Source organism: Streptacidiphilus fuscans (assembly GCF_015690355.1).
In the GTDB taxonomy this organism is placed as follows: domain Bacteria; phylum Actinomycetota; class Actinomycetes; order Streptomycetales; family Streptomycetaceae; genus Streptacidiphilus; species Streptacidiphilus fuscans.
The window spans coordinates 151,189-164,769 of sequence record NZ_JADPRT010000013.1; the positions used below are offsets into that span (position 1 = coordinate 151,189).

The 13,581-nt window shown below is 69.9% G+C and carries 15 protein-coding genes; 5 read left to right on the top strand and 10 right to left on the bottom strand.

Going from position 1 to position 13,581, the window contains the following annotated elements; genetic code table 11:
- Positions 1 to 159 precede the first annotated feature (159 nt).
- From I2501_RS40365 to I2501_RS27735, 9 genes are all read right to left on the bottom strand, one after another.
- Positions 160 to 1,512 (bottom strand): MFS transporter, encoded by a 1,353-nt coding sequence (locus I2501_RS40365; RefSeq protein WP_196196978.1) that lies wholly within the window; start codon positions 1,510 to 1,512, stop codon positions 160 to 162.
- A gap of 66 nt (positions 1,513 to 1,578) precedes the next feature.
- A complete protein-coding gene (locus tag I2501_RS27700; RefSeq protein WP_196196979.1) occupies positions 1,579 to 3,348 on the bottom strand; it encodes a relaxase/mobilization nuclease domain-containing protein in 1,770 nt (589 codons plus the stop codon).
- Positions 3,349 to 3,351: 3 nt separating this feature from the next.
- Entirely contained in the window at positions 3,352 to 4,011 is a 660-nt protein-coding gene (locus I2501_RS40760) for a MobC family plasmid mobilization relaxosome protein (RefSeq protein WP_196196980.1), read from the bottom strand.
- Entirely contained in the window at positions 4,008 to 4,286 is a 279-nt protein-coding gene (locus I2501_RS27710) for a hypothetical protein (protein WP_196196981.1), read from the bottom strand. The genes I2501_RS40760 and I2501_RS27710 overlap by 4 nt, the downstream gene beginning before the upstream one ends.
- Positions 4,287 to 4,330: 44 nt before the next feature.
- The gene (locus I2501_RS27715) at positions 4,331 to 4,510 is read right to left on the bottom strand and encodes a hypothetical protein (RefSeq protein ID WP_196196982.1); all 180 of its coding nucleotides are present in this window, start codon (positions 4,508 to 4,510) and stop codon (positions 4,331 to 4,333) included.
- Positions 4,511 to 4,593: 83 nt separating this feature from the next.
- A complete protein-coding gene (locus I2501_RS27720) occupies positions 4,594 to 5,721 on the bottom strand; it encodes a DUF2637 domain-containing protein (RefSeq protein ID WP_196196983.1) in 1,128 nt (375 codons plus the stop codon).
- Positions 5,718 to 6,248: a WhiB family transcriptional regulator gene (locus I2501_RS27725; protein WP_196196984.1), complete on the bottom strand. Its 531-nt coding sequence runs from the start codon at positions 6,246 to 6,248 to the stop codon at positions 5,718 to 5,720. The genes I2501_RS27720 and I2501_RS27725 overlap by 4 nt, the downstream gene beginning before the upstream one ends.
- A gap of 68 nt (positions 6,249 to 6,316) precedes the next feature.
- Positions 6,317 to 7,267 carry a hypothetical protein gene (locus I2501_RS27730; protein WP_196196985.1) on the bottom strand — a complete coding sequence of 317 codons (951 nt, stop codon included), beginning with the start codon at positions 7,265 to 7,267 and terminating at the stop codon, positions 6,317 to 6,319.
- A 1-nt stretch (position 7,268) separates the two neighbouring features.
- On the bottom strand, positions 7,269 to 7,535 hold the full coding sequence (locus I2501_RS27735; protein ID WP_196196986.1) for a hypothetical protein: 267 nt from the start codon (positions 7,533 to 7,535) through the stop codon (positions 7,269 to 7,271).
- Between the two features lie 613 nt (positions 7,536 to 8,148).
- Here I2501_RS27735 and I2501_RS27740 point away from each other — a divergent pair.
- Positions 8,149 to 8,619 (top strand): helix-turn-helix domain-containing protein, encoded by a 471-nt coding sequence (locus I2501_RS27740; RefSeq protein WP_196196987.1) that lies wholly within the window; start codon positions 8,149 to 8,151, stop codon positions 8,617 to 8,619.
- Between the two features lie 42 nt (positions 8,620 to 8,661).
- Here the strand turns inward: I2501_RS27740 and I2501_RS27745 are convergent, their stop codons facing one another.
- Positions 8,662 to 9,477: a helix-turn-helix transcriptional regulator gene (locus I2501_RS27745; RefSeq protein WP_196196988.1), complete on the bottom strand. Its 816-nt coding sequence runs from the start codon at positions 9,475 to 9,477 to the stop codon at positions 8,662 to 8,664.
- A 383-nt stretch (positions 9,478 to 9,860) separates the two neighbouring features.
- Between I2501_RS27745 and fabG the strand changes: the two genes are divergently transcribed.
- The 4 genes from fabG to I2501_RS27765 all read left to right on the top strand — a co-directional run bounded on the left by fabG (position 9,861) and on the right by I2501_RS27765 (position 13,540).
- A complete protein-coding gene (fabG, locus tag I2501_RS27750; protein ID WP_196196989.1) occupies positions 9,861 to 10,565 on the top strand; it encodes a 3-oxoacyl-ACP reductase FabG in 705 nt (234 codons plus the stop codon).
- Between the two features lie 108 nt (positions 10,566 to 10,673).
- Positions 10,674 to 11,114, top strand: a complete 441-nt coding sequence (locus I2501_RS27755) for an ImmA/IrrE family metallo-endopeptidase (protein ID WP_196196990.1) — start codon at positions 10,674 to 10,676, stop codon at positions 11,112 to 11,114.
- A gap of 16 nt (positions 11,115 to 11,130) precedes the next feature.
- Positions 11,131 to 12,345, top strand: a complete 1,215-nt coding sequence (locus I2501_RS27760; RefSeq protein WP_196196991.1) for an MAB_1171c family putative transporter — start codon at positions 11,131 to 11,133, stop codon at positions 12,343 to 12,345.
- Positions 12,346 to 12,364: 19 nt separating this feature from the next.
- Positions 12,365 to 13,540: a cytochrome P450 family protein gene (locus tag I2501_RS27765; RefSeq protein ID WP_196196992.1), complete on the top strand. Its 1,176-nt coding sequence runs from the start codon at positions 12,365 to 12,367 to the stop codon at positions 13,538 to 13,540.
- Positions 13,541 to 13,581: the final 41 nt, after the last annotated feature.

The following is a 13,581-nucleotide window of genomic DNA, read 5'->3' on the forward strand; positions in this document are numbered from 1 at the left end:
GGGAGCACACATACTGCCGTCCTCACCGGCGGAGTCAAGGCGTTTCAGCTCGGCGAGAAGTGCAGGTGAGGGCCCGTTCGAAGGCGGTGCTGCCGGGCCTTGTGCATGCCCGGCAGCGCCCCTGGTCCGCAGGCCGCCCGGAGAGTTCGGGTGAGCGGATCATGCCGCGTCGCGGTCCTCGAATGCCGTGGACGGTGAAGCGGACGGCGCGCTCGCGGGGAGCGGCTCGGGGCTTTCGTCGAGCGCGGCTCGGTGGCGGGCCAGGCCGGTGAAGCAGGCGCCCGCGACCAGCGCCTGCGCTCCGGCTGCCGCGATGACCACGAGTTGGAGGTGCGGGGCTGCAATGCTGGCGACCAGGGCTCCGGCGATCGGGAGCGGGATGAGGATCATCGCCACCGTGGCGGACAAGGTGGCGCTGAACCCGGCGGCGGGAATGAGGCGGGCGCGGCCGGTCCGCAGGACGACGAGGAGGGCGCCTTCGGCGGCCATCATCAAGGTCACGGCGGCGGCGTAGAGGGAGAAGGTGGGCGCGGCTCCGGCTCCCAGGGCGGTGATGGACGCGATGGTGGCGGCGACCGCGCCGGTGCGGAACAGTCCGAGCCGGGTGACGGCGCGTCGGGCCACGGACACGGCGAGGAGCGAGGCGAGGGCGCTGGCGGTCCAGATGCCGGTGGTGGCCTCGGGGGTGTGGTGGAAGCGTTGCGTGGTGAGGATCGGGGTGGCGACCTGGAGGACGCCGGAGACGAGGTTGCCGGCGGCCAGGGCGGCGAGCAGCCAGGCCAGCGCCGGGATGCGGGCGACGGTGCGGGTGCCCGCTGCGAGCTGGCGCACGAGGTTCGGGGTGGGCTGGTCGGTGACCAGGCGCAGCCGCGGGCGCGGGTGAGCGTCGGTGAGCAGCAGGGTCTGGAGGGCGGTCATCGCGCACAGCACGGTGACGGCGGTCAGCAGGACCGTTGGTGAGCACCACAGGAGCAGGCCCGCAAGCACGGGGCCTGCGAGTTGGGTGGCTTGGTCGATGGCCGTGGTGGTGGCCTGGATCTTGTGTCCGTCGGGTCCGGCGTGGCGGGTGGCCTCGCTGGTGAGGGACTCGGTGGCCAGGTATCCGGCCTGGGTGAGGATGCCGCCGATCACGGCGTAGGCGAGTACGGCTGGGGCTCCCGCTCCGAGGGCTACGGCGATGACGGTGGTGGCGGTGGCGATGGTGCGCAGGGCGGCTGCGGTGAACGCGGTGGTCTGCGGGGTGTGGCGGTCGATGAGCGGTCCGGCGCCCAGGATCGCCGCGATGCGGGGCAGCCATTCGATGCCGAACGCGGTGCCGGTCAGCGCGGCGGAGCCGGTGAGTTGTAGGACGATCAGCGGGACGGCGTAGGCCATGACCGCGCTGGCCAGTGCGTCCGTGGTGCGCAGCAGGTAGCAGTCGAGCAGCCACCGTCGCCCTTGGGATGCCGAAGTCTTGCCTGTTCGACGCGGGCGGCTGGCGATGGTGGGGGTTGGGCGGACGTGTCGGGGCACGCGGACTCTCCGTCGGGTGGGTGGGCGAAACGTGTGGTGCGCCGCGGGTCGTGACGCGGTCAGGGTTCAGCGCTGGCGGCCGGGGCCGTCCTGGGCCTGGGCGCGGTCGCCGCCGTGCTCGGGGCGCTCGGGGCGGCGCGCTTCGGGGGTCGGCGCGGGGAGGTCGACGAGATTGCGGATGCGCCAGACCAGCACGGCGGTGACGTCCTGGGCGCTGTCCAGTTCTCGGCTGGCGGTGGCGCGGCGCAGGAGTTCGGCGGGGTCGTGGCCGTGTTGTTCGGCCTGGTGGAGGGTGTAGGCGAGGGCGTCGAACATCCCCTCGTCTACCTGCTGGGCCTGGTGCGGGTGGTAGCGCAGCGCGGTGGTGCGGTGGCGCTGGCGTGCGGGTCCAGGTAGGCGTCGTCCTTCCCGGTGCAGCGCGGCGAGCTGCTGTCCGGCGGTCTGCTGGTAGGCGCGGCGTAGGTGTTGGGCGCTCTCGCGGGCGGCGGCGGCCTGCTGGTGGTGGCCGCGCTGGCTGTGCCAGTTGGCTACGGCGAAGACCGCCAGGACGAGGGCGGACAGCAGCCAGGCGCTGGCGCCGCCGTCCTTGCTGCTGCGCAGCAGGTAGCCGGAGCGCATCAGCTCGTCCGCGGCACGGCGAAGCGCCCGGTCCTGGGTGCGGGCGGCGCGGACGTGGGAGCGGGCGGCGCGGTCGTAGGCGCGCGCCGCCGCCACGAGCTCGCTGCGCTGCACGGTCGGCGTGGTCTGGGCGAGCGCGTCGAGGACTTCGGTCAAGTCGCTGATCTCGCCTGCGGCGAGCTCGGGTTCGGCGCTCACCACCACGGTGGTCGCGTGCTCCACCGTCGCGGCGGCGGCGCGTCGTGCCGCGATCGGCCGCTCCCCCGCCGCTTCCGCTCCGGCGGTGCCGGTGGCCGGCTCGGGCTGAGCCTGGTCGCGGAGGACGGGCTCGGTGTGTTCGGTCTCGTCGAAGCGGGCGCGGATCTTGGGCAGGGACAGGTCGGCGGCCAGCTTGCGCCCCGCGAACCAGACCGGCACACCTTGGGCGTTGGTGTCGCCGAGGACGGCGACGCTGTACCCGCCGATGTCCCCGGAGGGCAGACGGCGCAGGTTGACGAGCACGCCCTGGTCCTCCAGTCGGGCGAAAAACTCCTCCTCGCTGCCTGATCCGATCAGGGCCGCTCGGGCAGCACGGCGAAGCGCGTCGCGGGAGGCCTCGGGGCGGCCCTGGCGGGCAGCCTTGGCGATCTCGCCCCGCGAGGGGGCCTTGGCCGCGGTCCCGTCGCCGGGGTTGAGCTGCCGAAGTCCCCACTCACGTTCGATCGTGCGGCACTCGGTCTGGGCACGGCCGGCGTCGTTGTGGTGGCGGGGACGGCGGCCGTCCTGCCTCACGAGCGTGGCGACGATGTGGATGTGGTCCTCCGCGTGGCGCACGACCGCCCACCGCACCGCCCGGTCATCGCCCTGCGGCGCCAGACCGGTGGCGTGCAGGATCCGGCGCGCGGCGGTCGCCCACTCTTCGTCGGACAGGATCCGGTCACCGGGGTCGTTGCGTACCGAGCAGTGCCATACCCACCGCTTCGGCCGCTGCTGTTCCTCCAGCGCGTTGACCGGCAGGTCGAGGTGGCGGGCCAGGTCCCGCATCCGGGCGGTGTGCTCGCCGCTGCCGAAGACGAACTGACCAGGTTCCGCGGTCAGCATCGGGTTCCAACTGGTCACCAGGTGCTGGTCGGTGTGCTCGTTGGCCTCCCCCGGCCCGAACAGGTAACGCAGCAGGCCGTAGGTGTTGCGGCCCCAGCGCTTCTGGTCCTTCTTCCTCCTGATGATGTTGGGGACCACCGCTCAGCCTCCGGTGAAGCGTTCGGCCGCCTGTTCCATGCGGGCGACTGCCGAGACCAGCCGTGCGAGGACGGCGTCGATGTCCGCGGTGGGCTCGCCACCGGAGTTGTACGCCTTCGCGATCTGATTGAGGTTGTTTCCGGCGCGGGCGAACTGGGCGCTCGCGTACATCAGCTCGTTGATCGCGGCACGGGCGTCCACGATCCCGGCACGGGCGGCTTCCTCGTCCTGGGCGGCAGCGACCGCGGCGGTCGCGGCGAAGCCCATCGGCCGCAACCTGGTCCAGCCTGCCGCGCGCCGGATCATCGCGAACTCGGCGTCGCTGAAACGGATTCGGTACGCGCGGCGCTGCCCAGACCGGCTGTAGGGGCGCTTCCGCCCCGGCCCCGCAGCACCGGCCGCCGGGCCCGCCGCAGCATGCGGAGGCGGGCCCGGCGCGGCAGCGATCGAGGGCCCGGCCGTCGGGCCCTCTTCGTCCAGCGCCCCCCGGTGCTGGACGCCCTCCTCCAGCGCGCCCCCCGGTGCGCTGGAGGCAAGCTCCTTGGTGGCTCCAAGCCCGGCAGCGCCCGGGTTGGAGCCACCAAGGATATAGCTTGCTCCCGCCTCGTCGGGGTTCTGACCTGCGGCGATACGCAGCCGGCCGTCACCGGCAGGGGCGGTCACGCGACCGCCTTCGGGGTGTCAAGGGGTCCGTAGGCGAGGCTGAGGACGGCGACGGCGTAGTCGAGTGCAGCCGCGGTGTCCGGAAGCGTGAGGACGGGCGTGGTGTCGCTGACGCGGATGCTCCAACTGCCGTTCTCTATAAGGCGGACAGCGCGCAGGTAGCCGAACTTGAGGAGGTGGCGCATGAGCGCGACCGCCTCGTCTCCGGCGCTCGGCCGCTCACAGGGCTCGGATACGGGCCCGGGCGTCGCGGGGACGGCTGGGGTTATGGACATGGATGGGCTCCCAAGTGGGCTGGCAGGTCAAGATTTTGGTCAGGTCAGTGCCACGTTTCGAGCGTGGCGCGGAGGAGACGGGCACGTTCTGCCTTGTCTTCGGCTCGCTGCTTCGCCAGGAGCTGGTCGGTCAGGGCGGACTGCTCCAGGAAGACCCGGCGGGCGCCGAGGGCGATCCAGTAACCGGTGGGTCGCAGCCAGGAGGGGACGTGGAAGCGGGACACGGGGGGCCTTTCAACGGTGGTCGTGCTGGCGGAAGTTCGAGTGCGCGGGGCGGCCCGCCGACCGCGCGGTGGCGGGCCGCAGGTCAGCGGCGGTGTCTGCCCGGAGGTTTGGCGGGCGGGTTCGTCGACGGGTTGCGTAGGGCCCTCATCACCTCGGTGACCCGCTCGTTGCTGATCCGGTAGCCCGAGGCGCGGATCCCGTCCGCGACCACGGCTCGGTTCAACCGCCCTGCCTCGGCTGCGGCGTTGCGTGCGATCGGGAGCAGGTGGTCGAGGTCTGCGGCAGGGTCCGTCCGTGCGGTCAGGGCCGGTCGGCGCATCACCTCCGCACGGGCGCTGCTGCGCCAGGTCGTGGACGTCGCCGCATCCGTGCGGTCGGCCCGGCGGTCAGTGCTCGGACTGACCGCGTCCCCGCCGGCCGTCGCCGATTCAGCGTTGTCCGCTGGTTCGACCAGGACGCCCTGGGACGCGCGGGCGTTATCGTCTCCGGTCAGCGCTGGCGTGGCGGACGGCGTCGCGGGGCCTGTCTGCGGCGGGGTCGCTTCCGGCGGAGCGCTGTCGGGGCTGACCGGTGTCCGGTTGCCCTGCGTATCGGCCAGTTGGGCGGGGCGGTGTGTGCGTGCCTGCTTGTCGGTCAGCCGTCGGGCGGCGCGGAAGGCCAGAGCCGGGTCAACGTGTCGCGCGGGCGTCTGGGTCGCGGCTGACCGGCTTTCTGCCCGGTCGCCCTTGACCGTGTCGTGGCTGACCGCGAGGTCGCTGTCGTCCTCCGCGCTGTGGTGGCGGGCGATGACGATGTACAGGTGCACGGCTCCGCCGAGCGCGAGCGGCGCGAGGGTGCTCAGGATCCCGACGGTCAGGTTGCTCAACCGCAGTCCGTCGGTCGAATCGTGTTGTGCAGCTTGGTTGTTGAGCGTGACGGCGTGCAGCGCGTTGGCCCAGACGCTCGCTGCGGTCGCGGCGGAGAAGAGCGACCAGGCGTAGGCGCGGGCGTGGAGGGCGGCGCGGCGCAGCAGCACCACGGCCCGGACCCCGTAGGCGATAAATCCGTCGAGCAGCAAGGGGAACAGGTAGGTCAGCTGGGGGCGGATGTGGATGGCCGCCGCCATCTGGCGCAGGGCGTCGTAGGACAGGGCGCTACCTGCGGCGCCCAGCGCGAGGATGGCGGCCAGGTCCCAGCCGGACAGGCGGCGGCGCGGGCGAGACTTGGTCACGCCGCCCCCAGCTGGCTGATGCAGGGCTGGTCGGGGTCGGTGGCCGCGTCGTGGAGGCGTGCCTTGCGTTCTTCGGAGATCTTCTCCCGGGCGTACTTGGGAGTGACGCGCAGCGCGCTGGCCAGACGCTCGGCGGACAGGCCCAGGTCGACGGCACGCACGACGGCGAGGTCGCGCTCTGCTGCGGACAGGACTCCTCGGATGCCTCCGAGGACGCGGTCGACGTGCTCCTGGTCGCAGCGCCACATGCGCTGCAGGCGCAGGTGCTTGCGCTGGTTGGTGGTGGTGCCGGCACGGATGCCCAGGTCGTCGACCTTGGCCAGGTTCAGCGCGTCGTTCAGGCACGGGTCGTTGACCGGGCAGGTGCGGCAGACCATGCGGGCGGAGCGGACTCGGTCAACGTCCTGGATGTCGGCGAAGAACACGTCGGGGTCGCCGATGTAGGCGCAGGCGGCGTCTAGACGCCAGGCGTCGATGTCTTGGCTGGAGGGCAGTGCGGGAGCATGCTGAAGGTGCGTGTGGTTCACGGGGGGGTCTCCGATGGCCTGCGTGCCGCTTCACACGGGGTGAGCGCGGGGCAGGAGATGAGGGCGGGTCAGGCCAGGGCGAGTGCGAGCGGGTTGCTGCCGCGCAGGGCAGCGCGCGCTCGTGCGGCTCCGTGCGCGGTTGCGGCTTCGCCGCTGCCGATGCCCGTGCGTCGGCGCTCGCCGAGCCCGGCGCAGGGGCGGCACACTTCGCCGGGGCGCAGCGGGTCGAAGCAGGTCGGGCACTCGGTCCAGCCCGGTGCCGCGGCACGTGGCGGAGCCGTGGGGGCGGCGGGCGGCATCTTGCGGTGAAGCCGGTCGCGCAGCAGGGCGAGCGGGTGGTGGATCCGGGACGGCAGGCACGGCAGCAGCGCGGCGGCGAGGTGCTTCTCACTGGAACGTTCCAGCCAGGTGGTCACCATCGGCGCCAGTGTCAGGGCCTCGACCATGCCGATCCGCAGGCGCGGTTCGGCGCGGATCACCCGATGCAGGGCGGCGACCGCTTCCTTTGTCTGCGGGTCGCTCGCCTCGACAGGTCTCGCTTCGCCGGTCTTCGCGGGGGCTTCGCCCTCCGCCCGTGAGGCCTGATCCTCCTCGGGCGCTTCACGTCCCTCGCGGGGCGCGGGGAGGGTGGGTACTTTCCCTTCGTCCTTTACGGGGTTGGTTCCAGCATGATCGGCGGCCCGGTAACCGGAGTCCGGAAGGACGGCACTCGGCTCCAGCCCCGGCTTCTGGGGCGTGTCGTAGACGTGGGTGACCGACAGGAACCGGCCATCGTCCAGGCGGACGGTCTCCACCAGGTAGTAGCCGAACTCGCGAAGCTCACGCAGGGCATTGCGTATCGCGGTGCGGCCCTGGGGGCTGGTGTCCGCCATCTGCCGCCCGTCCTCGGCCCAGCCGTCAGGGCGGGACAGCAGGTCCGCCAGCAGGCCACGCGCGGTGTAGGACAGGCGGCGGTCCTGGGCGATCTGGTTGGGCAGCACGAGATAGGAGCGGACGTGCTCCTCGCGGTGGACGCGCATCTCAGACCCCCGCCGGTGCAGCGGGGCCCAGCGGGGCGTCGATCCAGGGTTGAATAAGTCCGGTGGCGAGATCCAGACCGAGTTCCGCGTCCCAGGCTGCGTCCGGGTAGTCGGCGCTGATCCACCGCAGCATCGCCTCGCAGGCCGCCTCGGTCAGCGGCACGAGGGTGCCGTCGGTGCGGAATGCCGTGACCTGCTCGCGCGGTTGTGGAGCGTCGGCACGCAGGCGCAGCCAGGCGGCGCCGTGCGCGAGGGGGCGTAGGGCCATGGCAAGGTGGCCAGGTACGGCGAGGCCGCCAGCGGGAACGCGGCAGGACGACGCGGACGCGGTCGGGAGCTGATGGTGAGCCGCGTCTGGGCAGGCCGAGGTGTCGCTCGGCATAGCGAGCATGGGATACTCCGTTGTTCGTAGGAGCGCGGCGCGGCGTTCTCGTCCAAAAGGCACGCCACTCGCGCGATGTGTAATGCGACTTCCGGTCCAGGCTGGGAGTCGGCCCGGCGTCTTGGAGTTGGTAGCTCCTGGACGCCGGTCTCATTTCCGCTGCCCGGCTACTGGCAGTACGTGGTGTCGATTCCCCTTCCGCTGCCTTCCTTGATCGTCGGGAGCAGCACCATACGAGCGCCCGCTCCAGCAGTCCAGCGCTTCCTCATACGCGCGGACGCAAGGCAGAAGGCCCCCCGAACAGGCGTTACCACTGCCGTGGTTTATGTGCGGGATGAAAGTACACCGCAGTGGCACTGCCGCGTCAACCACAGCTGTGGTTCGGCATGCAGCCGGGTGGATGCCTGCACACCACAGCTGTGGCTAGACTTGAGGGGAGAACTCGACGAGCGGAGGGAAGGCGATGGGCATGACCAGGCGGGACAGCGAAGGACCTGAGGTGTCTTTCGCCGAGCGGCTGGACGCGCTCTTCCACCAGAAGCTCAGCCCCACCGGCTCGCCTTACACGAACGCCCAGGTGGCCGAGGGGGTGCAGCGCGAGTTCGGCGTCAAGCTCTCAACCAACACGGTCCAGTCGTTGCGCACCGGGGCACGGGAGAACCCCAAGCAGCAGACGATCAAGGCCCTGGCCGACTGGTTCGGGGTGCCGGTGGGCTACTTCTTCGGCGACTTCTCCGACCCAGACCAGGCCACGAGCCAGAGACCGGAGCCAGACGCCGCGACTGCAATCGCCGCAGCGGCCGAGAATGCGGGCGTCCTGAGTGTGGCACTGCGCGCCGATGGCCTGTCCGAGGAAGGCCTGCGGCTGCTCACCCAAGTGATAGACCAGGTTCGCCGCGCCGAAGGCCTTCCTGCGGTCGCGGGCCATCCCGCCGTCGACGCACCGGCCGGCCTCGACCTCAGCAACTGAGCACGGCGCGGGCAGCCACTGAAAGTTCACTCGCCGCCAACGTCAGTCGTCGGCGGCCATGAGCACAATGAAGCGCATTGCCGGGTTGCGCAGCGGCGCCAGGGCCATGATGTGGACCGGCACTTCCTTGGAGCCGTGGTAGGGCAGGCGGAGCCGTCGCTCGTCGCCGTCGGGATGCACCTGCACCTCGTGCGAGTCCCAGATCTTCCGTGCCTCCGGGTTGCCCTCGCGAATGTCGGCGACGAGCTTGTGCAGGTCCTCGTTATCGGGGTGCTCGGCGAGGGCGTAGTGGATCTGCGCGAGAAAGGGCCTGGCCCAGTCGTCCCTCCAGTTGACCAGCTGCTCACGGGCCTCGGGATACAGAAATGCCCAGCGCATGAGGTTCGGCTCATAGGGGACCCAGGGGAACCAGTCGGTCTGCGGCGCATTGGATCCGATGATGTTCCACGCGGTGTCGGACAGGTAGGCGGGGTGCGGCAGCTGTACATCCAGGAGTTTCTGCATCGGGGCGTCCAGCGCCGCGAGCGCCGCGGTATCGGTCGTCCCTTTGGGCTGCGGGGCCTTATGGGACGCCATCAGATACAGGGCCCGCTGCTCCGGCTCTGAGAGCCTGAGGGTGAGCGCGAGGCGCTCCAGATGGGATGTGCTGAATAGTCGGCGCCCGGATTCCAGCTCCTGGTACCAGCGCGTAGTCACCCCGATGAGGCGAGCCACTTCGTCCTGGTTCAGCCCCTGCTTGCGGCGGTCCGAGGCGTCGAGGCCCGGGATGCGACGCGGATCGACCCGACTGCGCCAGTATTTCAGCCACTCCTGGAGGGTGCCGGGGGACACGTCTTGGGCGGGCAAGGCCTCAGTCATGCATTCGCCCCCGTTCCACGGGCATTCCCCCGTCAGCCCGAGATGTGATGCTCACCACGTTCACGACTCAGGACCCCGCCCTCTCAACCTTGGTCCACTACAACGCGTACGCACTCCCCTACGCTATTTGCCGATCTTGGAATATGCATTTTGAAAGTGCCGAAGCCGCTGCCCGTCGGGCCGATCGGGTGATGTGCAATCAGCAAGCGCCCGGACCGCAGGCCATTTCGCCCCTCTGCCAGCACCTCGTAGGACGACGCTGCGTAACCGGAAGTCTGGCTTCGTGAACTCTTGCTTCGGCTTATCGCAAGGCATGGTGAAGGTCCCCGGAGGCGAGGAGGACACGAGCCGTGCCGGGGCCAGACACCAAAGGGAGAGCAAGCATGTCGCGTTCGGTATTGGTCATCGGGGGAAATCGCGGTATCGGGCTCGCGGTTGCCAATCAGCTTGCCGCCGGCGGTGACCGAGTGGCCGTCACATCTCGCGGTGGGGACGGTCCTGATCAGTTCCTCTGCGTGCCCTGCGACGTCACCGACCCCGCCCAGATCGACGCCGCTTTCGACACGGTGGAGGCCGAGCACGGGCCGGTCGAGGTGCTCGTCGTGAACGCCGGGATCACGCGGGATCGGCTTCTGCTGCGGATGTCCGAGGAAGACTTCACGGCCACGCTCGAGACCAACCTCATCGGCGCCTTCCGGGCGGCCAAGCGCGCGGCGCGCGGCATGCTGCGCCTGCGCCGGGGGCGGCTCGTGTTCATCAGCAGCGCCGTCGCTCTCGCCGGCGAGGCGGGGCAGTCGAACTACGCGGCCTCCAAGGCCGGGCTTATCGGCTTCGCCCGCTCGCTCGCACGCGAACTGGGATCGCGCGGCATCACGGTCAACGTGGTGGCACCCGGACTCACCGAAACCGACATGACCTCGGCACTGCCCGCCGAGAGGCATGAGGCGATCATTGCGCAGGTCCCCCTGGGCCGAATAGCGCAGCCGAACGAGATTGCGGCAGCGGTCCGATTCGTCGCCAGCCCCGAGGCCGCATACATCACCGGGGCGGTGATCCCCGTAGACGGCGGGGTCGCCATGGGCCACTGATCGCCCAGCACTCCGGCTCGGCCCCGTAAGGCCGCTGCTCACCCCCGTGCTCGCACCGGAGGGCCAAAGGCTCTGATCGGACGTTCGTCCCTGCAAGGAACCACGCCCATGGACACCGACTCGCTCCGTCGACGCTGCGAACAGCGACTCGCCGAGCTCCAACTCCCTCCCCGTTTCGGCACAGGAGAGCTGTGCACCGCGCTGGCTGCCCGGCGAGGCAAGCGCATCATCCTTCGGCCGCTCACATCCGGAGCAGCCCTTGGCACTCCGTGCGGGATCCGCCTGGAAACGCCCACCGCGGAGATCCTGATGTACGAGGAGGAGACCGCCCCGCTGCACCAGATGCACATCCTGGCGCACGAACTCGCCCACATCATCTGCGGTCACCCGGGATCACTCGCCCTCGGCCGGGCCGGCTACGACGCTCCCGATGAACGGGAAGCGGAACTGATGGCCACGCTGATTCGCCAACGCATCCATCTCGAACGCATCCACCCTCCAGCCCGCCTCGCCACCCCGGGCGACCGGTGGGATGCCCTGTTCGCCTGACTCCCCCACCACAGCCATGAGCCTGATCACCACAGCACTCGTCCTCATCCTGCTTGCAGCTGCCGCCTATTGGGCCCTGCGCCGACGCTCCAGACGCCGACCGGGAGCGTTCAGCCTCGCGCTCCTCCTGGCCTCCTTCGCCGTCGCGCTCAGCACCTACCAGCCGGCGATCCGCTCAGCAGAAGAAGCCGTCACTCCGGACCTCTCGAAGCTGATCTGCGACATCGCGACCCTCTACGCCGCGTACTCCGTGTCGTCCCTGCTGCTCCACCTCAACTACGAGGCCGCCGAAGCCCGACGCCGACTGCGCACGCGTGCCAAACCGCTGCTTCTCGCACTCCTGGTGATGCTCGGCTCCTTCTTCACCACGCCCTCGTCACGGCTCTGGAGCTCCGCGTACGTCACCGCGCACTGGACCAAGGCCCCGCTGACCCTCCACCTGTACGACGCGGCCTTCGTCTCCTACATCGGCTACGCGGTCTACGACTGCCTCAGCCACACGTGGAGCCGTGCCCGCGCAGCTGAACGAGCCAGTCAGCGATTCGGGTTGCGGATGACCGCGATCGGCTGCGGATTCGCCCTCCTCTACGCCACCTACAAGATCATCGACACGGTCGTACCAGTCTTCGGCTGGGATCCGTTCCCCGGCTCGGTGTGCACCAGTCCCGTGACGCCGACGCGATGCGCTTTCAGCGACACAGCACCGGTCATCAGCATCTTGCTGATCACCGGCGGGCTCACCCTGCCGGCAGTGCTCTGGCCACTCACCGAGTGGCGCCGACGGCGCTGGGAGCGTTCCTCCATCGCCGAACTCGAGCCTCTGTGGAGCGACATCACCAACGTGCTTCCGGGGCTGAGGCTCCCCTCGGACGGAACAGCCGACGACATGAACTTCGTCCTCCACCGCAGGGCTGTTGAAATCTGGGACGGGATCCGCGCCCTGCGCCCCTACCGATCGCTCGCCGTTCAGGAGGAGGCGACCCGCGCGATCGCCGCACATGAGAATGCGGACTCCGAGTCCGCCAAGGCCTGCATCGAAGCTGCCGTCCTCGCGGACGCCCTTCAGGCGCACCGCGCCGGGAAAGTGCTCCTGTCCGAGCTCGCGCCCTATTCGGGCCCGGACGCCGGAGCGGGAAACCTGCACGCCAACATCACGTGGCTACGATCAGTAGCGCGCGCCTACCGAACTGCTCGAACCTCTGTCGACCCGCTGGCGCTGAGCGGCAACTGACCCGGGACCAGGAACGCCCATGACGAATCTTCTGCAGGACCCTGCCTTCTACCGGGACCGGTATCCGGTGTACGCCGCTCTGCGCGGAAGAGCTCCGGTGCTCCCGGTCCCCATGGGAAACGGCCTGGAGGCGTACGTCGTCACCGGATACGCCGAGACCCGCCAGGCCTTCACGCACCCGGACATCTCCAAGGACACGGCGCGCTTCTTCGGCGACATGCCCAACGAGCGCAACCTGCATCCAGCGGTCGCCCAGAGCATGCTGACCACCGATCCGCCGCAGCACACGCGGCTGCGCCGCCTCGTGGCAAAGGCGTTCACCACGGGGGCCGTCGAACGACTGCGCCCCTTCATCGCCGGTCTCACCGACGACTTGTTGAGCACGTGGGAATCCGGGCAGGACGTCGACCTGATTGCTGACCTAGCTGCACCGCTCCCGGTCACCGTCATCTCCGAACTCCTCGGCGTGCCCTCCGACGACCGGGGCCGCGTAGCGCAGTGGTCCACAGCACTGTTCGCAACCGGACAGCACGAACAGATCGACGCCGCCTCCCAGGCTCTCGGCGACTACATGACCGCGCTGGTTGCCGACAAGAGCCGTCACGCTGACGGGAGCATCCTTTCCCAGCTCGTCGCTGCCCGCGATGAGGGTGACCAACTCAGCCAGGAGGAACTCGTCTCCCTAGCTGTCCTCCTCCTCGTGGCCGGCCACGAGACGACTACGGCAGCGATTGGCAACTCGGTGCTCGCCTTGCTCTGCAACCCCGACGCCATGAACCGTCTGCGCAACGAGCCGTCCAGCATCACCAGCGCCGTGGACGAGCTTCTCAGATACGACTCTCCCGTCTCGATCGCCACCTTCCGTTGGACGACCTCCGACCTCCACATCGAGACGGAGGCTCTGACGGCCAAACGGCCGGTGTTCCTGTCCCCCGGTGCGGCGAACCGCGACCCCCAGCGATTCACGGACCCGGACCGACTAGACCTCGATCGTGATGCCACCGGACATCTGGCGTTCGGCCACGGCATCCACCGATGCCTCGGTGCGCCGCTTGCCAGAGCCGAGATCGAGATCGCCTTGAGCGCCCTCCTGACGAAATTCCCCCTCCTCAAGCTAGCTGTGCCCAGCGAAGAGCTGCCCTGGAGACAGGCCCGGATGGTTCGCGGACTCGAATCGCTCCCCATTGTTCTCTAGGCGGCCACGCAGCGCGTGACCTCCCTCCGCGGGAGGTCGAT

What these genes read in the sequence shown, in the direction of transcription:
- I2501_RS27760 (WP_196196991.1), top strand. Translation starts at nt 11,131, where the DNA reads ATGAGCCTGATCACCACAGCACTCGTCCTCATCCTGCTTGCAGCTGCC.
- I2501_RS27755 (WP_196196990.1), top strand. Translation starts at nt 10,674, where the DNA reads ATGGACACCGACTCGCTCCGTCGACGCTGCGAACAGCGACTCGCCGAG.
- fabG (WP_196196989.1), top strand. Translation starts at nt 9,861, where the DNA reads ATGTCGCGTTCGGTATTGGTCATCGGGGGAAATCGCGGTATCGGGCTC.
- I2501_RS27730 (WP_196196985.1), bottom strand. Translation starts at nt 7,267, where the DNA reads ATGCGCGTCCACCGCGAGGAGCACGTCCGCTCCTATCTCGTGCTGCCC.
- I2501_RS27745 (WP_196196988.1), bottom strand. Translation starts at nt 9,477, where the DNA reads ATGACTGAGGCCTTGCCCGCCCAAGACGTGTCCCCCGGCACCCTCCAG.
- I2501_RS27765 (WP_196196992.1), top strand. Translation starts at nt 12,365, where the DNA reads ATGACGAATCTTCTGCAGGACCCTGCCTTCTACCGGGACCGGTATCCG.
- I2501_RS27735 (WP_196196986.1), bottom strand. Translation starts at nt 7,535, where the DNA reads ATGGCCCTACGCCCCCTCGCGCACGGCGCCGCCTGGCTGCGCCTGCGT.
- I2501_RS27710 (WP_196196981.1), bottom strand. Translation starts at nt 4,286, where the DNA reads ATGTCCATAACCCCAGCCGTCCCCGCGACGCCCGGGCCCGTATCCGAG.